We start from the raw sequence: 20,773 nt of genomic DNA, 5'->3' as shown, positions 1-20,773 counted from the left end.
GACCCGCGCAGATACTGCGCGGGTCCATGGCTTCGGGTCTCAGGTGCCCGATTTGATCTTTGTCCAAAGACGGGTCACTGTCCGCTGAACGCCAGCATCCCAGGGTGTCGTGGTGAACAGGTTGTTCAGTGCTTCCTCCGACGGATAGATCGCCGGATCGCCGATCACATCCTCGACCAGGAACTCCTTGGACGCCGCGTTGCCATTGGCATAGTAGACGTAGTTCGACGCCGCTGCCATGTTCTGCGCATCCATGATGAAGTTCAGGAATGCATGTGCGCCTTCCACGTTCGGTGCATCGACCGGAATCGCCATCTGGTCGAACCACATCTGCGCACCTTCCTTGGCGGCATTATATGCGATTTCCACACCGTTTTCGGCCTCGGCGGCACGATCGCGCGCCTGAAGGACGTCACCCGACCAGCCCAGAGCCACGCAGATGTCACCATTCGCAAGCGCGTTGATATACTCGCTGCTGTGGAATTTCTGGATGTAGGGGCGGATCGCCATGAAGACCGGTTCGGTCTTTGCGATCACGTCGGGGTCATGGCTGTTGGGGTCTTCGCCCAGAAACTTCAGTGCGGCAGGGATCATCTCGGCAGGCGCATCCAGCATCATGATGCCGCAAGCCGCCAGCTTTTCGGCATTCGCAGGGTCGAAAATCAGCGAAAGGCTGTCGATCGGCGCGTCCGGCCCCAGGATTTCGGTGACCTTGCCGACGTTTACGCCGATGCCGGTCGTGCCCCACATGTAGTTGATCGAGTAGGCGTTTTCAGGGTCGTACTGCTCAGTCCGCGAGGACACAACATCCCACATGTTCGAAATGTTGGGCAGCTTCGACTTGTCCAGCTTCTGGAACGCGCCCGCCTGGATCTGCCGCTGCAGGAAGGTCCCCGAAGGCACAACGACATCATAACCAGAGCCGCCGGCCAGCAATTTGGTTTCCAGAACCTCGTTGCTGTCGAAAACGTCATAGATCAGTTTCAGGCCGGTTTCGGCCTCGAACTTCGCCAGAAGCTCTTCGTCGATATAGTCGGACCAGTTGTACACACGGACTTCTTGCGCCGCGGCAGCCCCTGCCATGAGCGCGATGGTGGCGGTCATGGTCAGCAGTTGATGTCTCATCAGGTAACTCCCTATGATGGATACGAGGATCTTCTGTCCCTTTTCCGGAATTTGATCAAAGTTTCTGCCTTATGGCAATATGGTAATATTTTCACGACCTCGCTAAACTCGCAAGGAGGTGTCTTGGAGGAACGCGGGGAAAAGCGGCAAAATGGAAGATGGTGCCCGAAAAATGAACACCCTTGTGGATGCGTCCGTGAACCCTCCAGCCCATGAGGTGATCTATCGCAAATTGAGAGAGCAGATCCTGTTCGGAGAGATCGCGCCGGGGCAGGCCTTGACGATCCAGGGGCTGGCAGATCGGCTGAACGCGGGCATGACCCCGGTCCGCGAGGCGATCAGGCGCCTAACGGCCGAGGGCGCACTTGTGTTTCAAGGCAATCGCAGGGTCTGCGTGCCGCAACTGACAGCCGAGAATATTTCAGAAATTATATATGCCAGACAGTGGCTTGAGTCGCATCTTGGGCTGCGCGCGACCGAGCGGGCCAGCCCCGCGGACCTGGTGCAACTGACCGAGATAGACAGCGCCCTTGATCGGGCCATTTCGGCGGGTGATCTGCGCGCTTACCTCGAGAATAACTACCGTTTTCATGCCATGCTCTATGATCTGGCCAGCGCGCCGATCCTTGCGGAGATGGCGGAAAGACTATGGCTGCGCTTTGGCCCCTCGCTGCGGGTGGTGATCGGTCGGATCGGCACGCAAAATCTGCCGGACAAGCACAAGGACATGCTGCATTGCATCCGAACAGGCGATTCCGAGGGGGCTGCCAAGGCGATGCGGGAAGATATGCTTCAGGGAATGGAGCAGATCCGCGAAATGCTGGATCTGGACCATCCCGAAAACTGATTCGATTGACAGTCTGAAATTTGATCATATTCTGGGGGCGTTGAGGAAATCGCCCGCTAGTGGTGTTCCCGTCTCGATTCACGACCAGCATGAGGCCCGTCATGACCCTGATTACCAATCACATGCCTACGCAGGAGTTGCAGGCTCTGGATGCTGCGCATCACATGCACCCTTTCTCGACGCAGGAGGCATTGGCCAAACGCGGTGCCCGTGTCATCACGCGCGCTGACGGTGTCTGGATCACCGATAGTGACGGCAACCGCATCATCGACGGCATGGCAGGGCTGTGGTGTGTGAACGTGGGTTACGGGCGCGATCGCTTGGCCGATGTTGCGTCGCGCCAGATGAAGGAACTGCCCTATTACAACACCTTCTTCATGACGACCCATGTGCCTGCCATCGCGCTCAGCCAAAAACTGTCCGAGGTGGCGCCGGGTGACCTGAATCACGTATTTTATGCCGGATCAGGGTCTGAAGCGAATGACACCAACATTCGCATGGTGCGCACCTATTGGGCGCAGAAGGGCAAGCCCGAGAAGAAGGTGATCATCAGCCGCAAGAATGCCTATCACGGATCGACCATGGCAGGCGCTTCGCTGGGTGGCATGTCCGGCATGCATGCGCAGGGTGGCCTGCCGATCCCCGACATTCACCATATCGACCAACCCAACTGGTGGGCCGAAGGCGGGGACATGTCACCGGAAGAATTCGGGCTGGAGCGGGCGCGCCAGCTGGAACAGGCCATCCACGACCTGGGCGAGGACCGCGTTGCGGCCTTCATCGCGGAACCCGTGCAAGGCGCGGGCGGTGTGATCGTTGCCCCCGACACCTATTGGCCGGAAATCCAGCGGATCTGCGACAAGTACGAGATCCTGCTGATCGCGGATGAGGTGATCTGCGGCTTCGGGCGTACCGGAAACTGGTTCGGAAGCCAGACGCTGAATATCCGTCCCCATATCATGACGATCGCAAAGGGGTTGTCGTCCGGCTACCAGCCGATTGGCGGCTCGATCGTCTGCGACGAGGTGGCCGAGGTGATCGGCGCCTGCGAGTTCAATCACGGCTATACCTACGCGGCCCATCCCGTTGCGGCCGCCGTGGCGCTCGAGAACCTCAACATCATCGAGGAAGAAGGCATCATCGATCACGTCAAGACCGATATCGGGCCCTACATGAAAGAGCTGTGGACCGGATTGACGGATCACCCGATGGTGGGCGAGGCGAAGATCGTCGGCATGATGGGGTCCATCGCCCTGACGCCGCACAAGGAAAGCCGCGCCAAGTTCGCGTCCGAAGCCGGCACCGTGGGCTACATCACCCGTGAACGGTGTTTCGCCAACAACCTGGTCATGCGCCACGTGGGCGACCGGATGATCATCAGCCCGCCCCTGGTAATGACGCGGAATGAGGCCGATATCCTGATCGAGCGTGCCCGCAGGTCGCTGGATGAGGCCTATCGCCAGATCAAGGACGAGGGTCTGCTGGTCGCCGCCAGCTGAGCCAGTATCGACACTGATCCGGCCTGATTGCATCTTGTACGGGCCGGATCTGGATATTTGAGGCAAGAAGAAGCAGCGCGATCTCAGCGGCGCGCGGCGTTGACCCGTGCGATGCACAAGGAGATATGTGCGCGGCGCACATCCGCTGCGGCCTGCGCATCGCGCGCTTGCAGCGCTTGTAGACTGTCGCGCAGTTCGGCCACGAAGATCGCGGTCTCTTCGACCAGATCCAGATGCGACGTGGCCTTCAGCCAGATCCGGGCCGTGCGGTAATAGAGCCTTTCCGAGGTGTCGCGCAGCGCTTCGTTCATCGTCAGCGATGTGCCGAAATGGAAATACTCCATATTCAGCCGCGCGAGTGCCCGAACCTCGGGGTTTGTCAGCAGCGCCTCTCCGCGCGCCAGAAAGTCCTGACCCATCGCCACGATTTCATCCGTGATCGCAACCGGTGACAGCCGCCCCACAAGCCCTGCCAGTTCACGGCGCAGATCATAGGTCCGCGCCATTTCGCCAGGGTCTACATCGGTGACGATGGTGCCCACACCGTGCTGCGATATCACCAGCCCTTCATCTTCAAGACGGGCCAGAACCCGGCGCAAAGGCGTGCGGGAGGTGCCGAATTCAGCAGCCAGTGTTTCTTCCGAAAGGCGGGTGCCCGGCGGGTAGTCAAGCAGGCAGATCCGCGTGCGAAGGGCGTCATGCAAGCGCAGGAAACGGGCGCGCGCATCGGGTTGGTCAGACATGGCGCGTCAGCCTTTCCCCAAGGCCATGCAACATCCCCAGGCACTGATCAAGCTGGGACAGAGCCACATATTCGTCAGCCTTGTGCGCCTGCTCGATACTGCCGGGGCCGCAAAGGACCGCGGACATTCCCATCTGCTGGAACAGCCCGGCCTCTGTGCCGAAAGCCACGACATCCGCACCGTTCGCGCCGGTCAGTTCGGCCACCAGGCGGCGCGCGGCGTTCTCTTCCATCGGTTCCAGCCCGCACACCTCGCCGATGACATAGGTGGTGATCCCGGCATCCGGGCTGACCGCCTGCATCTGCGGCAGCAGCACGTCATTGCAATAGGTGGCAAGGTCCGCCCGCACGAAATCGGCATCCGAGTCCTGCACGGGCCGCATTTCCCAATCAAGCTCGGCCCGGCCGGCGATGACGTTATGCGCAACACCGCCTGACAGGCGGCCCACGTTGATCGTGGTCCAGGGTGGTTCGAACCGGCCGCCCACGGGGGCGCGGTGGCGCAACTGATGGCGCAACTCCATCAAGCGCGTGACATAGCTTACGGCATATTCCACGGCGTTGACGCCGCGATCGGGGTTGGAGCCATGTCCCTCCAGCCCGCGAAACTCGACGGTATATTCGCAGCAGCCCTTGTGCCCCTCGATGATCCGCATCTCGGTCGGTTCGCCCACGATCGCCATGGCGGGGCGGATACCACGGGCCTGCAGCGCAGGCACAAGTGAACGCGCCCCGAGACACCCGACCTCTTCGTCATAGGTGAAGGCGAAATGGATCGGCCGCTTGAGGTTGCGCCGGGCGTAATCGGGGGCCATGGCAATCGCGGCGGCGATGAACCCTTTCATGTCACAGGCACCACGGCCAAAAAGCAGCCCATCCCGTTCGATCATCTGAAACGGGTCGCTGCTCCAATCCTGATCGGCGACGGGCACGACGTCCGAATGACCGGACAGGACGATCCCGCCCTCACGTTCCGGGCCGATCGTGGCGAAAAGATTTGCCTTGGCGCCCGTCTCGTCATGAAACAGGTCGACCCGCGCGCCCGCGTCGGACAGCAGGTTGGCGATGTGGTCGATCATTGCCAGATTGCTGTCGGACGAGACCGTGGGAAAGCCGATCAGATCGCCAAGAATGGCCTGTGTTCGGGTCACATCGGTCATGATTTGACAAAGATCCGGCGCGGGCGGTTGCAGAAGGTTTCCGCCGGACCATCAGCGGTGATCAGGATCGATTCCGTGATCTCGATGCCCCATGTGTCCATCCACAGACCGGGCATGAAATGGAAGGTCATGCCCGGTTGCAGCACCGTCTGATCCTCGGACCGCAGGCTGATCGTGCGTTCGCCCCAATCGGGGGGGTAGCTGATCCCGATAGGATAGCCGCAGCGCGCGCCGCGCTGGATGCCGGCAGCCTCCAAAGGACGGGCCAACGCATCCGCAATGTCACAGGCGCGGTTCCCCGAACGGGCGGCTTGCAACCCGGCCTCAAGCCCTTCGATCAGCGCGGCCTCGGCGCGCTTCACCTCGTCCGGGGGAGTGCCAAGATAGACGGTGCGGCAGAAGGGCGTGTGATAGCGACGATAGACGCCAGCCAGCTCGAAGAAGGTGCATTGATCATTTTCGAACTCGCCCCCGTTCCAGGTGATATGCGGGGCCGAGGCATCTGCGCCAGACGGGCACATGGGCACGATCGCGGGGTAATCGCCCCAATCCTCGCCAACGCCGATGATCGCCTCGCGCATGACCTCGGCGACCAGATCGTTCTTGCGCACACCGGGGCGCGCGCGCTCGATGGCTGTATCCACCATCTTTTCGGCAATGCGCGCGGCACGGCGCATGAAGGCGATTTCCTCGTGTGATTTTACGGCGCGTTGCCAGTTCACCAGGGCTGTCGCATCCACCAGCGTGGCGCGCGGCAGTTCGGTCATCATGGTGACATAGGCCTTGGCCGAGAAGTAATAGTTCTCCATCTCGACACCGATACAGGACGCCTCGAACCCCATGTCGCACAGCAGCGCCGACAGATGCTGCATCGGATGGCGCTCGTTCGATTGCACATAGGTGTCGTCATAGGGCCGCAGGTGGTCATGCGGCAGCCAGGCGGTCCGCTTGGCGCCATTCGCATCCATGTTGCGCCCCCACCAGACCGGATCGCGGTCATGGGTCACGATCACGCCCTGATGCACGTAGAAGGACCATCCGTCATAGCCGGTCAGCCATGCCATGTTCGACGGGTCCTCGACAAACAGTACGTCTATGCCGCGTTCGGCCATCGCAGACCGGGTCAGCGTCAGGCGGCGGTCGTATTCTGCCTTGCTGAACGGCAGGTCGGCCAAGGGGGGCGGAGGTACGGACATGGGCGCTTTCCTTGCTGGCGTTTGGCCGAGTTGACCAAATTTGTGCACATCTTTTCCGTTCCAAAAGCGAATTCAGGTGTCGCATTTAGGAAATACCCAAATTTTATGGGTTGTATGGTTGACCTCTGACGCTGCCGCATAAAGGTTGTGCACAACTAGGATTTCACATCACCGCCAAAAGGGGCTGCAGATGCTGACCAACGATCAACTGGCCCAATGGGACCGCGAGAATTTCTTTCATCCTTCGACCCATCTGGCCGAATTCGCGCGCGGCAATGTCGCGCAACGGATCATCAAGACAGCCGAGGGATGCCACATCACCGACCGCGATGGCACGCGGCTGCTGGATGCGTTCGCGGGCCTTTACTGCGTGAACGTCGGATACGGACGTCAGGAGATCGCCGAGGCCATCGCCGATCAGGCGCGCGAACTGGCCTATTACCACGCCTATGTCGGTCACGGGACCGAAGCCAGCATCACCCTGTCCAAGATGATCCTTGATCGCGCGCCAACGGGCATGTCCAAGGTCTATTTCGGGCTGTCCGGGTCCGATGCCAATGAAACCAACGTCAAGCTGATCTGGTATTACAACAATATCCTGGGACGGCCCGCCAAGAAGAAGATCATCAGCCGCTGGCGCGGGTATCACGGATCGGGTCTGGTGACAGGATCGCTGACCGGGCTGGAGCTGTTTCACAAGAAATTCGACCTGCCTTTGGCGCAGGTCATTCATACCGAGGCGCCCTATTACTTCCGCAGGCCGAAGGACGACATGACCGAGGCGCTGTTCACCGCCCATCTGTTGGCCGAGCTTGAGGCGCTGATCGAACGGGAAGGGGCCGATACCATCGCGGCCTTCATCGGCGAGCCTGTTCTGGGCACAGGTGGCATCGTGCCGCCACCCGAGGGCTACTGGCCCGCTATTCAGAAAGTGCTGCGCAAGCATGACATCCTGCTGGTCGCCGATGAGGTCGTCACTGGCTTTGGCCGTCTGGGCACCATGTTCGGGTCTGATCACTATGGGATCTCGCCTGATCTGATCACCATCGCCAAAGGACTAACATCTGCCTATGCGCCTCTGTCCGGGTCCATCGTCGGGGATCGGATGTGGAAAGTGCTTGAGCAGGGCACGGATGAGAACGGTCCGATCGGCCATGGCTGGACCTATTCCGCGCATCCGGTTGGCGCTGCCGCGGGCGTTGCCAACCTGAAACTGCTGGATGACCTCAAGCTGGTGCAGAACGCAGGCGAGGTGGGCTCTTACTTCAACGCCCAGATGCGTGCGGCACTGGCCGACCACCCGCATGTCGGCGAGGTTCGCGGTGAGGGGATGCTTTGCGCGGTCGAGTTGGTGAAGGATCGCGACACACGGGAGTTCTTCGATCCCTCCGAGAAGGTCGGACCGCGGGTCGCAGCGGCGCTTTTGGGCCATGGCGTGATCGCGCGCGCCATGCCTCAGGGCGATATTCTGGGATTCGCGCCACCATTCTGTCTGACCCGTGCCGAGGCGGACGAAGTGGTCGAAAAGACCGCAAAATCTGTATCCCAGGCATTTTCTTGACAGTGATGTCAGGAACATTTCCTGAATTGGGAATTTTGAAAAGCCATTTCGCCTGTCAAACTTGGATTTGGCGATTTGACACAGCAAAAGGGTTGCAACCTGCAGGACGCCGCGTTTTAGTCTTGGGTAAATGCGCGGCAAAGATTGCGCAGTAACAACGAACGGGGAGCCGACATTGGCTGGATCAAGTGCGAACGACGCGTTCGTAGCTTTTGAGCGCGTGCAAAAAAGCTACGATGGCGAAACACTGGTGGTCAAAGACCTGAACCTGACGATGCCCAAGGGTGAGTTCCTGACGATGCTGGGGCCATCCGGGTCGGGCAAGACGACTTGCCTGATGATGCTGGCCGGGTTCGAGACCGCCACCCATGGCGAGATCCTGCTGGACGGCAAGCCGATCAACAACATCCCGCCGCACAAGCGCGGCATCGGCATGGTGTTTCAGAACTACGCCCTGTTCCCCCATATGACCGTTGCCGAAAACCTGTCCTTCCCTCTGGAAGTGCGCAAGATCGGCAAATCCGAACGCGAAGAGAAGGTGCGGCGCGCGCTGGATATGGTCCAGATGGGCAAGTTCGATGGACGCCGCCCGGCACAATTGTCGGGGGGGCAGCAGCAACGCATCGCGCTGGCCCGCGCCTTGGTGTTTGAACCCGAACTGGTCCTGATGGACGAGCCGCTTGGCGCGCTGGACAAACAGCTGCGCGAAACCCTGCAGTTCGAGATCACGCGATTGGCCCACAACCTGGGGATTACGACCGTTTACGTGACCCATGACCAGACCGAGGCGCTGACCATGTCGGACCGTGTTGCCGTGTTCGACGATGGCCGGATCCAGCAGCTTGCCCCGCCTGATGTGCTTTATGAACAGCCGCAGAACAGTTTTGTCGCGCAGTTCATCGGCGAGAACAACACGATGGACGGCGTCGTCCAGGAGATCAAGGGCGATACCTGCATCGTCAAGCTGGACGGCGGCGAGGTGATCGACGCCAAGCCTGTCAACGTGTCCAAGCCGGGCGAACGTACGCGCGTGTCCATTCGCCCGGAGCGGGTTGAATTCAACAAGGATCGTCTGAAGCCTGGTGCGCACACACTCAAGGCTGAAGTGATGGAGTTCATCTACATGGGCGACATTTTCCGCACGCGTTTGCGGGTTGCCGGCAACGATGAGTTTATCGTGAAAACTAGAAACGCACCCGATCAAGTGCGCTTGAGGCCGGGTCAGCAGATCGACATTGGATGGTTGCCACAGGATTGCCGGGCGCTTGACGCTTGATGATCGTTTGGAGGGCAACCTCTGAAAAGGTATCCAGGCAAGTAGAGAAGCGGATGTGACGCCCGCAGCACCGCCTCTTTAATAACAATACGGGTAACAATGGGAGTTAACTGAATGAAAATCAAAACAGCTCTGATGGCGACCGCGCTGAGCGGAATCGCATTCTCTGCAACGGCGCAGGAACTGACAGTGATGTCGTGGGGTGGCGCCTATACGAAAAGCCAGGTTGAGGCTTACCACAAGCCGTTCACCGCGACGACCGGCATCAAGATCAACTCTGTCGATGCGGACAACCCTGCAACCCCGATCAAGGCGCAGGTGGAAGCCGGCAACGTCACTATTGACGTCGCGGACGTAGAATTCTCGGATGCCGTACGGCTTTGCGACGAAGGTCTGCTGGAGCCCATCGATCTGTCGATGCTGCCTGCAGCACCCGATGGAACGCCTGCAACCGACGACTTCATCGAAGGCGCGCTTCAGGATTGCGCAGTGGCAAACATCGTTTGGTCCACCGTGTTCGCATACAACAGCAACAGCGTTCCCACCGCACCGACCACGATTGCCGATTTCTTCGACACCGAGAAATTCCCCGGCAAGCGCGGCTTGCGCAAGTCGGCCAAAGCTACTCTTGAAATGGCCTTGATGGCTGATGGTGTGCCGGCCAGCGAAGTCTACAGCGTGCTGGACACTGATGAAGGCGTGGATCGCGCATTCGCCAAACTGGACAGCATCAAGTCGGATATCGTCTGGTGGGAAGCCGGCGCTCAGCCGCCGCAGCTTCTTGCTGATGGCGAGGTCACCATGTCCACGGCGTACAATGGTCGTATTTTCAACGCAGCCATCGCCGAGAAGCAGCCGCTGGTTGTCGTGTGGGATGGTCAAATCCTCGATTTCGACCTGTTTGTTGTACCGAAAGGTGCTCCGAACAAGGAAGCAGCCATGCAGTTCATTGCGTTTTCGACCGACACCCAGCGTCTGGCGGATCAAGCCAGCTGGATCTCCTACGGTCCCGCACGTAAATCGTCGGGCGCTCTGGTGGGGACGTATTCGGATGGTGTGACCGAAATGGCGACACATATGCCGACCGCAGCAGAGAACCTTGGCAATGCACTGGTCAACAACTTCGAGTTCTGGGTCGACAAGGACGCAGAGCTGAACGAGCGGTTCAACGCCTGGCTGGCAAACTAATTCCAGCCGGATCAGCCGGTATACGGCTGTTTGCCTTGAAAATGGGATCGGGCTCTCCTGGGGCCCGATCCACTGGATAAAGGGATTGCTCTATGACAGACGGATTGGCCAATCAGGGCACTGGCAACGCGTCCAACGAGTTGTTGCTGACCACTGTAGATGGCAAGCCTCTGAAAGAGGCCCTGATCCATGCAGAGGCACGGGCGAAACGCCGAGCCTTCTTTCTTGTTTTGCCTTTGTTGTTGTTCATCCTGATCACGTTTGTGGCGCCCATCGGCCAGATGCTGCACAGATCCGTGCACAATGACGGCTTTATCGTGACCGAGGACTTCGGAACGGGTGTGCGTACGCCGATCATGGTGAACCTCACCGAGTGGTTCAACGAAAACCCCCCTGGATCCGAGATCGACGAAAGCGCTTATGCCGCGCTGGCGGCAGACATGGTTGTTCTCAAGAAAGAGCGCGCCGCGGGACAGGCTGGTACGCGCATCAATTATGAGATTTCCGGCTCTCGTTCACTGTTCACGAAAACAGCGCGGAACGCTGACAAACTGGCGCCTCCGTACAAGGAAGCGATTATCGCGATCGACCCTGACTGGGAAAATCCAGAGCTTTGGACGGTCATGCGATCTGCTTCCAGCGCCTATACGGCAACCTTCTATCTTGCTGCGATCGACATGACGCGAAACGCGAACGGCGACATAGAAATGGTGAACGAGAACCGTCAAGTCTATGTCAAGCTGTTCCAGCGCACCTTGATCCTGTCGCTTGTCATCACCTTCCTGACATTTGTTCTGGCTTATCCGGTTGCGCATCTGCTTGCGACGTTGCCCCTGCGCTATTCCAACCTGCTGATGATCCTGGTTCTCTTGCCATTCTGGACATCACTTTTGGTGCGTACAACAAGCTGGATGATCCTCTTGCAAAGCCAAGGTGTTCTTAACGATGCAATGGTGGGATTGGGAATTCTGGACGACGAGAACAGAATACAGATGATGTATAATCAGGCTGGGACAGTGATCGCCATGACCCATATCCTGTTACCTTTCATGATACTGCCGCTGTATTCGGTGATGCGTCCGATAAATCCCAGTTATGTGCGCGCCGCGCGCAGTCTTGGTGCGACCAGTTGGACCGCTTTCCGGCGGATTTACTTTCCACAAACCGTGCCCGGCATAGGTGCGGGAGCACTCCTGGTCTTCATCTTGGCCGTTGGCTACTACATCACGCCCGCCCTTGTCGGTGGCGCCGATGGACAGCTGATTTCAAACCTGATCGCGTTCCACATGCAGAAATCGTTGAACTGGTCGCTTGCTGCCGCTTTGGCCGCCCTGCTTCTGGGTGGAATTCTGATCCTGTACTGGCTCTACGATCGCCTTATCGGGATCGACAATCTGAAACTAGGGTGAGTCTCATGGCACTTCCAAAACACGCAGATACGCTGGAACGCATATGGCACTACGCCTACTTGGTAATTTGCGGCCTTATCTTTCTGTTCCTGATCGCGCCGATCCTTGTCGTGATCCCGCTGAGCTTCAACGTGGAGCCCTATTTCACGTTCACCGAAAAAATGCTGAAACTGGATCCGACCGGCTATTCGATGCGCTGGTACGATTTGCTTTTGACGTTTGGCATGGTCGATCCGGACGTGGTCCGGGATGGCGCCTGGTGGGCTGATGCCTGGGCGAACTCGAACTGGATCAACGCAACAAAGAACTCGATCATCATCGGCGTATTCTCGACGCTTCTTGCCACGGCTTTGGGAACATTCGCAGCCCTGGGACTGAGCCGCCCGGAAATGCCATATCGCCGTACAATCATGGCTGTGCTGATTTCGCCAATGATCGTGCCGATCATCATTACGGCGACAGGGCTGTTCTTCTTCTACTCTGCAATAGGCATCGCGGATTGGTCGATCTTTGGATGGAAAATTCCATATCTCGGCGTCGTCCTTGCGCATGCCACGTTGGGTATCCCCTTCGTGATCATCACTGTAACGGCTACTCTTGTGGGGTTTGATCACTCCTTGACGCGGGCTGCGGCGAGCATGGGGGCTGATCCTGTCACCACTTTCTTCAAGGTACAGATGCCTCTCATCTTGCCGGGTGTGATTTCCGGGGGCCTCTTTGCTTTTGTAACGTCATTCGACGAAGTGGTCGTGGTTCTGTTTGTTGGCGGACTGGATGAGCAAACCATTCCTCGCCAGATGTGGAACGGGATCCGAGAGCAAATCAGTCCTGCTATTCTCTCCGTGGCCACGATCCTTGTCGTGATCTCGATCGCGCTTCTGACAACAGTCGAATTGCTGCGGCGGCGGTCTGAACGTCTGCGCGGCATGAGCCCGGGTTAACAGCATGGACATCGCCGGCAAGGTCGCCCTCGTCACGGGTGGCGCACAGGGGATCGGCCTTGCCTTGGCGCGGGCGCTCAAGCAGGCCGGTGCCCGTTCCGTGGTCATCGCGGATCTGCGTGTGCCCGAAGAAACCCCGGAAGGGGTGGATGAAGCGCTGATTTGCGATGTGTCGGATCCGGCGCAGATCGTCGCTGCAATCGACCATGTCGAAGCCACCCATGGCCCCATCGACCTCATGTGTTCGAATGCCGGTATCGCGACGGGCATGGATACCACATTCGACAATATCGCCTTTGCGGATCCGCAGGTCTGGGACCGTGCCTGGGCTGTGAATGTCATGGCGCATGTCCATGCCGCGCGCGTTCTGATCCCGCGGATGAAGGCGCGGGGCGGTGGCTATTTCCTGCACACGATCTCGGCGGCGGGCCTGCTGTCGCAGGTGGGTTCGGCGGTCTATTCGACGACGAAACACGCGGCTGTCGGTTTTGCCGAAAGTCTGGCCATCGGACACCGCGATGACGGCATCCGCGTCTCGATGCTCTGTCCGCAGGGCGTGGCGACCCCGATGCTGGAGGGGATCCCCGAAGGCCCGCAACTGGGCGACGGCGTGCTGAGTGCCGAAACCGTGGCGGACGCTGCGATCGAAGGAATCCGGTTGGAACGCTTTGTTATCCTTCCACACCCTGCCGTCGCGGATTACATGCGCGCCAAGGTCGAGAACTACGACCGCTGGATCGGTGGCATGGCCAAGTTGCAGCGGGCGATGAAACCCGGCTGATGCCGGTGCGGGCTGCACCGGTGGAATTTGGATATTTTTGGCAAGAAGAAGCAGGGAAGGGGCGTGCATGTCCGACGCTGAAAAGCACAATGCCGAGATGAAAGCGTTGCAAAAGGTGCAGCGCGCAAAGATTGCAAAGTCAGGCGACCCCGAACGCGGGCTTGTCCTGGTGCATACGGGCGATGGCAAGGGCAAGTCCAGCTCGGCCTTCGGGGTGGTGATACGGGCGCTTGGCTGGGGGCAATCCGTTGGGGTCGTCCAGTTCATCAAGGGCACTTGGATCACCGGCGAGAAGCAGTTTTTCGACAAGCTGGGCGGTGTCACCTGGGCCACGATGGGCGAGGGGTTCACCTGGGACACACAGGACCGCGACCGTGACATCGCGGCAGCCGAGGCGGCTTTTGCCAAGGCGCGGCACATGATGGAAAGCGGTGATTTCGATCTGATCGTCCTGGACGAGATCAACATCGCGCTGCGCTATGACTATTTGACGCCAGAGGCGGTGATCGCGGGGCTTGAGGCGCGCCACCCGCGTTGCGGCGTGATCTTGACAGGGCGCGACGCGCCACAGGCGCTTTGCGATTACGCCGACCTGGTCAGCGAGATGCGCGAGGTCAAGCATCCCTATCAGGCCGGGATCAAGGCGCAGCGTGGTGTCGACTTCTGAAATGCGAAAGGGGCCGCACAAGGGCGGCCCCCAGTCTGGGATCGGGTCCGGTGATCAGCTGCGAACCAGTTTTTCGTAGCTTTCCGCGATGTCACGGGTCAGCGCGCCCACTTCGAAACTATAGGTGCCGATCTGGCCCACGGGCGTCACTTCGGCGGCGGTGCCGGTCAGCCAGCACTGCTGGAAGCTTTCCATCTCTTCGGGCATGATGTGGCGCTCGTGCACGGTGATGCCCTTTTCCTTGAGCATCCCGATGACCGTCTGGCGCGTCAGCCCGTTGAGGAAGCAATCGGCCAGCGGGGTATGAACCTCGCCATCCTTCACGAAGAAGATGTTTGCGCCGGTCGCCTCGGCCACATAGCCGCGATAATCCATGAACAGCGCATCCGAACAGCCCTTGGCCTCAGCGGTATGCTTTGACGTGGTGCAGATCATGTAAAGACCTGCCGCCTTGGCATGAACCGGGATCGTTTCGGGAGAGGGGCGCTTCCACTTCGAGATGTCGAGCTTGGCACCCTTCATCTTGGCATCGCCATAGTAGTTGCCCCAGCCCCAGACGGCGATGGCCAGATGCACCGGGTTGCGCGCCGAGGACACGCCCATGTCTTCACCCGCGCCCCGCCAGGCCATAGGGCGCACATAGGCGTCGGTCAGGCCATTCGCCTCGAGCGTGGCTTTCTTGGCGGCTTCGATCTCATCGACCGAAAAAGGGATTTCGAAGTCCAGGCAGCTTGCCGAGAAGTGCAGACGTTCCGAATGTTCGCGGCTTTTGAAGATCTTGCCGTTGTAGCAGCGCTCGCCCTCGAAGACCGAGCTGGCGTAATGCATCGCATGGGTCAGGATGTGCACATTGGCGGACCGCCAGTCTACCAGCTTGCCATCCATCCAGATCTTGCCATCGCGGTCATCATATCCAGCCATCGGTCACTCCCCTGCCTCGCGTGCTTTGCGAATATTGCGTTCAAAATGTCCGGTTCGGACATAAAGTTGCGTGGAAACTGCGATTCGCTACCAGTTACATCTTGGAATGTCAACAAGACTGACTTAAACTGCCTTGATCTGAGGCAGTCTGTCCATACGGGCTGTCGCGCATGACGGAACATTACCATACTGAACCGAAGGGGGAAGGCATGATGTCGGACGCGCCGGGCGGTGAATCTCTTCTGTTCCTGACAGATGAGCAGTTGCGCCAGGGAATCGAGGCGATGTTCTTCGCTTACCGTGGCTTCACGGCTGATCCCGATCGGATCCTCGCAGGCATGGCATATGGCCGGGCCCACCATCGGGCGATCCACTTCATCAATCGCGCCCCCGGCACTACGGTGAACAACCTGCTGGTTCTTCTTGGCGTGACCAAGCAGTCGCTGAACCGGGTCCTGCGCACGCTGGTCGAAGACGGGCTGGTGGAAAGCAAGGTCGGAAAGGCCGACAAGCGCGAGCGGCACCTCTATCTGACAGAGGGTGGCGAAGCGCTGGAGCGCAAGCTGTCAGATGCGCAGAGGGCCCGCATGCGTTCGGCCTACCGCGCTGCGGGGCCACAGGCCGTGGCGGGTTTCCGGCAGGTTCTGGAGGCGATGATGGATGGTGATCTGCGCCGCAAGTATCAGGCGCTGCGGGATAGCGGGACATGAGCCGACAGGATTCCCATCTGCTGATCGTCGATGACGATGAACGCATCCGCGGGCTGCTGCAGAAATTCCTGATGCGGCACGGTTTCATGGTCTCGGCTGCGCGTGACGCGGCACATGCCCGGCGCATTCTTTCGGGGCTGGAATTCGATCTGATCGTTCTGGATGTCATGATGCCGGGCGAGGACGGGATCAGCCTGACCCGTGCCCTGCGGGAAACACGGCAAACCCCCATCCTGCTGCTCACGGCCAAGGGCGAGACATCGGATCGGATTGCCGGGCTGGAGGCTGGTGCCGATGACTACCTGGCAAAGCCTTTCGAGCCCAAGGAGCTCTTGCTCAGGATCAACGCGATCCTGCGCCGCATGCCCGAGGCCGCGCCGGTGAATACCGCACCGAAGGTGCTGCAGATGGGTGCTGTGCGTTATGATATCGAGCGCGGAGAGATGTGGCAGGGTGACAGCCTGATCCGCCTGACGGCGACCGAGGCACAGTTGATGCGCATCTTCTCGGCCCGCCCGGGCGAGCCGCTGAGCCGGATGCAACTGGTCGAGGATCTTGGACGCGATCGCGACCAGGCGCAGGAACGTGCCGTCGATGTGCAGATCACGCGCCTGCGCCGCAAGATCGAGGCGGATCCGAAGCAACCGCGCTATCTGCAGACGGTGCGCGGCGCGGGCTATATGCTGGCACCGGACTGAGAAGGCCGGGCCGGGAACTTGAGGATTCCGGGAAGATGAAGGAAAGAGGTGGCGCATGACCACAGGGCTTTGGACGCACGACGCCTTTTCGGGGCACGTGACCCCGCCGGGCCATCCCGAGCAGGTGGCGCGGCTGACCTATGCAGAGCGCGCCCTGTCTGCTGACCGTTATGCCGGTCTGGCCCGCTTCCATGCGCCACTTGCCGATGATGCGGCGCTGCTGCGGTGTCATCCACAGTCCTATATCGATCGCATCGTTGCGGCCGAACCGGCAAACGGCTGGCGGCAACTGGATGCCGATACGCATATGTCGCCCGGATCTGTCGAGGCGGCACGCCGGGCGGTCGGTGGGGCGATTGCGGCAGTCGATGCCGTTCTGGCCGGTGATGTGGGCAATGCCTTCGTGGCGGCACGCCCGCCCGGTCACCATGCCGAGCGTGAGACGCCGATGGGCTTCTGCCTCTTTGGTACGGTGGCGATCGCCGCGAAACATGCGCTTGATCACCATGGCTTGTCGCGTGTTGCCGTGGTCGATTTCGATGTGCACCACGGCAACGGCACGCAGGACCTTTTGTGGGAGGAGCCGCGCGCGGTCTTCTTTTCCTCGCATCAGTCGCCACTTTGGCCGGGGACAGGCGCCGAAACCGAGCGCGGCGCCCATGACACGATCTTCAACATTCCGCTGGAGCCCGACAGCGGGGGTGCCACGATGCGCGCCGCCTATGAGGGTCGCGTCTTTCCGATCCTGTCCGCGCTCAAGCCCGAACTGATCCTGGTCTCGGCCGGTTTTGATGCCCATCTGGCGGATCCGCTGGCGCAGTTGCGGTGGCGGACCGAGGATTTTGCCTGGATCACCGGACGCTTGTGCGATCTGGCCGAAGAGATGTGTCAGGGCCGCGTTGTATCGGTCCTGGAGGGTGGCTATGATCTGGACGCGCTCGCGGCTTCGGTTGCCGCGCATGTGGATGTGTTGATGGAGAGAAGCGCATGACTGACAGGCCCGTAGCCGAATTGAGCTTTGAGGAGGCGATGAAAGAGTTGGAGGGCGTCGTCAGCCAGCTGGAACGTGGCGATGTGGCGCTGGACGAGTCGATCCGTCTTTACGAACGCGGTGCCGAATTGAAGAAGCGCTGCGAGGCCAAGCTGAAGGAAGCCGAGGAAAAGGTGGCCGCCATCACCCTTGATGGCGAAGGCCAGCCGGCCGGCCTGAAAACGGTCGAAGGCCTGTAAGTGTTTCAAGTCCGGCTGCAAGAGGTGGCGGCACAGGTGCAGGCGCATCTGGATACCGTGATGACCCCGCTTGAAGGGCAGATCGCGGATGCGATGCGCTATACCTGTCAGGGTGGCAAGCGTTTGCGGGCTTTCCTGGTGATGGAGGGCGCTCGCCTGCATGGGGTCGATCCGGCCCAAGCCATCTGGCCCGCCGCAGCGATCGAGATGATCCATGCCTACAGCCTTGTGCATGATGATCTGCCTTGCATGGATGATGATGATCTGCGCCGGGGGCGCCCGACCGTGCATGTCAAATGGGACGAGGGAACCGCCGTCCTGACTGGCGACGCCCTGCAGACGCTGGCCTTCGAATGTCTTGCGCATCCGCATTGTCACACAGATCCTGCGGTGCGTGCCGACCTGGTGCTGAGCATGGCGCAGGCGGCCGGGGCCCAGGGCATGGTTCTTGGGCAGGCCCTGGACATTGCCGCGGAAACTGCGGACCAGCCCCTGAGCCTGGATCAGATCATCGCGTTGCAGAACGGCAAGACCGGCGCCTTGATCCGGTGGTCGGCCATGGTCGGTCCGGTCATGGCGCGTGCCGATGCGGACCCTTTGCGCACCTACGCGCAGGCCCTTGGCCTTGCCTTTCAGATTGCGGACGACATCCTTGACGTGACCGGGGACGAAGCCGCCGCCGGAAAGCGGCTGCAGAAGGATGCAGAGGCCGGCAAGGCCACATTCGTCAGCCATCTGGGTCTGGACGGGGCGAAACGCCGCGCCGAGGCCTTGGTGCAGGATGCCTGCGACGCGCTATCTGTCTATGGCGGGGCAGCGGAAAACTTGCGGGATGCGGCGCGGTTCGTTATCTCGCGCGATAATTGAGACGACAAAACCCCCGGAGGGGTCACCGATGACCGACAGACCCCAGACCCCCTTGCTGGATCAGGTTCACCTGCCATCCGACCTGAAGCGCTTCTCTGACGAGGAATTGCACCAGGTGGCACAGGAACTGCGCGCCGAGACGATCTCGGCTGTATCCGTCACGGGTGGTCATCTGGGTGCAGGGCTGGGCGTCGTGGAGTTGACCGTCGCACTGCATGCGGTCTTCGACACGCCGCGTGACAAACTGATCTGGGACGTGGGGCATCAATGCTACCCGCACAAGATCCTGACTGGCCGGCGCGAGCGTATCCGTACCCTGCGCCAGAAGGACGGGTTGAGCGGCTTCACCAAGAGATCCGAGTCGCCCTATGATCCGTTCGGGGCGGCGCATAGCTCGACCTCGATCAGTGCTGCATTGGGTTTTGCCGTGGCGCGGGATCTGGGCGGCAGCATCGACTCCGGGCTTGGCGACGCGATCGCGGTAATCGGCGACGGGTCGATGTCGGCGGGCATGGCCTTCGAGGCGATGAACAACGCGGGTCACCTGAAGAAGCGGTTGTTCGTGATCCTCAACGACAACGAAATGTCGATCGCCCCGCCGGTTGGTGCGCTGTCCTCATACCTCAGTCGTCTTTACGCGGGCGAGCCGTTCCAGGAATTCAAGGCCGCCGCCAAGGGTGCGGTCAGCCTGTTGCCGCCACCCTTCCGCGAAGGGGCAAAACGCGCAAAGGATCTTCTCAAGGGTTTTACCGTGGGCGGCACCTTGTTCGAGGCGCTGGGCTTTTCCTATCTGGGGCCGATCGACGGGCATGATCTGGACCAGCTTTTGCCGGTGCTGCGGACCGTCAAGGCGCGTGCGACCGGGCCGATGCTGATCCATGTGATCACCAAGAAGGGCAAGGGCTATGCCCCGGCTGAAACCGCGCGCGACAAGGGGCACGCCACCGCCAAGTTCGATGTGTTGACCGGCGTGCAGAAAAAGGCGCCGTCGAACGCGCCCAGCTATACATCGGTGTTCGCGCGCGCGCTGCTGGATCAGGCCACCGGTGACAGCAGGATCTGTGCGGTGACCGCAGCCATGCCCGATGGGACCGGGTTGAACCTCTTTGCCGAGCGTTATCCATCGCGCTGCTTTGACGTGGGGATTGCCGAACAGCATGGCGTCACCTTCTCGGCCGCGCTCGCGGCAGGTGGGATGCGGCCATTCTGCGCGATGTATTCCACCTTCCTGCAACGCGGGTATGACCAGGTCGTGCATGACGTGGCGATCCAGCGCCTGCCGGTGCGCTTCGCAATCGACCGTGCGGGTCTGGTGGGTGCCGACGGGGCAACCCATGCAGGTGCCTTCGATGTCGCGTTCCTGGCGAACCTGCCCGGTTTCGTCGTGATGGCTGCGGCGGACGAGGCTGAACTGGTGCATATGGTCGCGACTGCGGCGGCCCATGATGACGGCCCGATTGCCTTCCGGTTTCCGCGTGGCGAGGGGACTGGCGTCGAGATGCCCGAACGCGGCGAGCCTCTGGAAATCGGAAAGGGCAGGATGATCCAACAGGGCGCGCGCGTCGCCATCCTGTCGTTCGGCACACGCCTGTCCGAGGTCATGACCGCATGCGAGGCGCTTTCGGCGCGCGGCATCACGCCCACCGTGGCCGATGCCCGCTTTGCAAAGCCGCTGGACCGCGACATGATCCTGGCTCTGGCGGCGGATCACGAGGCGCTGATCACCATCGAAGAAGGTGCCGTTGGCGGTTTCGGCAGCCATGTGGCGCAGCTTCTGTCCGATGAGGGCGTCTTTGATCGCGGGTTCCGGTTCCGGTCCATGGTGTTGCCCGATACCTTCATCGATCACTCCAGTCCCGAGGATATGTATGCCATGGCCGGTCTGAATGCGGCGGATATCGAAGCCAAGGTGCTCGAGGTTCTCGGTGTCGAGGTTCTGGCACGGCGCGGATAGA

20 protein-coding genes are annotated in these 20,773 nt (G+C 60.4%); 15 read left to right on the top strand and 5 right to left on the bottom strand.

The annotated features are described in order from the left end of the window. Window positions 1–39: 39 nt before the first annotated feature. Window positions 40–1,125 carry a polyamine ABC transporter substrate-binding protein gene (locus ACMUJL_RS11680; RefSeq protein WP_416914269.1) on the bottom strand — a complete coding sequence of 362 codons (1,086 nt, stop codon included), beginning with the start codon at window positions 1,123–1,125 and terminating at the stop codon, window positions 40–42. Window positions 1,126–1,297: 172 nt separating this feature from the next. Here ACMUJL_RS11680 and ACMUJL_RS11675 point away from each other — a divergent pair, with 172 nt between their 5' ends. Both ACMUJL_RS11675 and ACMUJL_RS11670 read left to right on the top strand, forming a co-directional pair. Beyond that, window positions 1,298–1,972 carry a GntR family transcriptional regulator gene (locus tag ACMUJL_RS11675; RefSeq protein WP_138176693.1) on the top strand — a complete coding sequence of 225 codons (675 nt, stop codon included), beginning with the start codon at window positions 1,298–1,300 and terminating at the stop codon, window positions 1,970–1,972. Window positions 1,973–2,073: 101 nt separating this feature from the next. Next, window positions 2,074–3,471 (top strand): aspartate aminotransferase family protein, encoded by a 1,398-nt coding sequence (locus ACMUJL_RS11670; protein ID WP_375568113.1) that lies wholly within the window; start codon window positions 2,074–2,076, stop codon window positions 3,469–3,471. Window positions 3,472–3,554: 83 nt separating this feature from the next. On the opposite strand, the gene ACMUJL_RS11665 is transcribed toward ACMUJL_RS11670, so the two are convergent. Genes ACMUJL_RS11665 through ACMUJL_RS11655 form a run of 3 tightly spaced genes read right to left on the bottom strand, consistent with a single transcriptional unit; the run spans window position 3,555 to window position 6,569 of the window. After that, window positions 3,555–4,214, bottom strand: coding sequence for a GntR family transcriptional regulator (locus tag ACMUJL_RS11665; RefSeq protein WP_375568115.1), 660 nt, complete (start codon window positions 4,212–4,214; stop codon window positions 3,555–3,557). Beyond that, complete coding sequence (argE, locus tag ACMUJL_RS11660; protein ID WP_375568117.1) at window positions 4,207–5,373, bottom strand: acetylornithine deacetylase; 1,167 nt, start codon at window positions 5,371–5,373, stop codon at window positions 4,207–4,209. Before argE ends, ACMUJL_RS11665 begins: the two co-directional genes overlap by 8 nt. Continuing rightward, window positions 5,370–6,569, bottom strand: a complete 1,200-nt coding sequence (locus ACMUJL_RS11655) for a M24 family metallopeptidase (RefSeq protein ID WP_416914268.1) — start codon at window positions 6,567–6,569, stop codon at window positions 5,370–5,372. The genes argE and ACMUJL_RS11655 overlap by 4 nt, the downstream gene beginning before the upstream one ends. Window positions 6,570–6,759: 190 nt before the next feature. On the opposite strand from ACMUJL_RS11655, the gene ACMUJL_RS11650 reads away from it, so the two are divergent. The 7 genes from ACMUJL_RS11650 to cobO all read left to right on the top strand — a co-directional run bounded on the left by ACMUJL_RS11650 (window position 6,760) and on the right by cobO (window position 14,392). Further along, a complete protein-coding gene (locus ACMUJL_RS11650; RefSeq protein ID WP_375568119.1) occupies window positions 6,760–8,130 on the top strand; it encodes an aspartate aminotransferase family protein in 1,371 nt (456 codons plus the stop codon). A gap of 220 nt (window positions 8,131–8,350) precedes the next feature. After that, the gene (locus ACMUJL_RS11645; RefSeq protein WP_416914267.1) at window positions 8,351–9,406 is read left to right on the top strand and encodes an ABC transporter ATP-binding protein; all 1,056 of its coding nucleotides are present in this window, start codon (window positions 8,351–8,353) and stop codon (window positions 9,404–9,406) included. 114 nt (window positions 9,407–9,520) lie between these two features. Continuing rightward, complete coding sequence (locus ACMUJL_RS11640; protein WP_375568121.1) at window positions 9,521–10,594, top strand: ABC transporter substrate-binding protein; 1,074 nt, start codon at window positions 9,521–9,523, stop codon at window positions 10,592–10,594. 92 nt (window positions 10,595–10,686) lie between these two features. Further along, window positions 10,687–12,003 (top strand): ABC transporter permease, encoded by a 1,317-nt coding sequence (locus ACMUJL_RS11635; protein WP_068288271.1) that lies wholly within the window; start codon window positions 10,687–10,689, stop codon window positions 12,001–12,003. Window positions 12,004–12,008: 5 nt separating this feature from the next. Next, window positions 12,009–12,944 (top strand): ABC transporter permease, encoded by a 936-nt coding sequence (locus ACMUJL_RS11630; protein ID WP_068288268.1) that lies wholly within the window; start codon window positions 12,009–12,011, stop codon window positions 12,942–12,944. 4 nt (window positions 12,945–12,948) lie between these two features. Continuing rightward, on the top strand, window positions 12,949–13,725 hold the full coding sequence (locus tag ACMUJL_RS11625) for an SDR family oxidoreductase (protein WP_375568124.1): 777 nt from the start codon (window positions 12,949–12,951) through the stop codon (window positions 13,723–13,725). Between the two features lie 67 nt (window positions 13,726–13,792). After that, entirely contained in the window at window positions 13,793–14,392 is a 600-nt protein-coding gene (gene cobO, locus ACMUJL_RS11620) for a cob(I)yrinic acid a,c-diamide adenosyltransferase (protein ID WP_416914266.1), read from the top strand. Between the two features lie 54 nt (window positions 14,393–14,446). Here cobO and ACMUJL_RS11615 read toward each other — a convergent pair whose 3' ends face one another. Next, window positions 14,447–15,313: a branched-chain amino acid aminotransferase gene (locus ACMUJL_RS11615; protein WP_375568128.1), complete on the bottom strand. Its 867-nt coding sequence runs from the start codon at window positions 15,311–15,313 to the stop codon at window positions 14,447–14,449. Between the two features lie 212 nt (window positions 15,314–15,525). On the opposite strand from ACMUJL_RS11615, the gene ACMUJL_RS11610 reads away from it, so the two are divergent. Genes ACMUJL_RS11610 through dxs form a run of 6 tightly spaced genes read left to right on the top strand, consistent with a single transcriptional unit; the run spans window position 15,526 to window position 20,772 of the window. Next, window positions 15,526–16,023, top strand: a complete 498-nt coding sequence (locus ACMUJL_RS11610) for a MarR family winged helix-turn-helix transcriptional regulator (protein ID WP_068288650.1) — start codon at window positions 15,526–15,528, stop codon at window positions 16,021–16,023. Then, window positions 16,020–16,721, top strand: a complete 702-nt coding sequence (locus tag ACMUJL_RS11605) for a response regulator (protein WP_375568131.1) — start codon at window positions 16,020–16,022, stop codon at window positions 16,719–16,721. The genes ACMUJL_RS11610 and ACMUJL_RS11605 overlap by 4 nt, the downstream gene beginning before the upstream one ends. A gap of 55 nt (window positions 16,722–16,776) precedes the next feature. Further along, entirely contained in the window at window positions 16,777–17,712 is a 936-nt protein-coding gene (locus ACMUJL_RS11600; protein ID WP_375568133.1) for a histone deacetylase family protein, read from the top strand. Then, entirely contained in the window at window positions 17,709–17,951 is a 243-nt protein-coding gene (locus ACMUJL_RS11595) for an exodeoxyribonuclease VII small subunit (protein ID WP_375568135.1), read from the top strand. Before ACMUJL_RS11600 ends, ACMUJL_RS11595 begins: the two co-directional genes overlap by 4 nt. Then, a complete protein-coding gene (locus tag ACMUJL_RS11590) occupies window positions 17,952–18,818 on the top strand; it encodes a polyprenyl synthetase family protein (RefSeq protein WP_375568137.1) in 867 nt (288 codons plus the stop codon). A 28-nt stretch (window positions 18,819–18,846) separates the two neighbouring features. Further along, window positions 18,847–20,772 (top strand): 1-deoxy-D-xylulose-5-phosphate synthase, encoded by a 1,926-nt coding sequence (gene dxs, locus ACMUJL_RS11585; RefSeq protein WP_416914265.1) that lies wholly within the window; start codon window positions 18,847–18,849, stop codon window positions 20,770–20,772. Window position 20,773: the final 1 nt, after the last annotated feature.

This window comes from Seohaeicola sp. (genome assembly GCF_048006315.1).
Classification (GTDB): domain Bacteria; phylum Pseudomonadota; class Alphaproteobacteria; order Rhodobacterales; family Rhodobacteraceae; genus Seohaeicola.
This window is presented reverse-complemented; position numbering and strand designations above follow the sequence as displayed.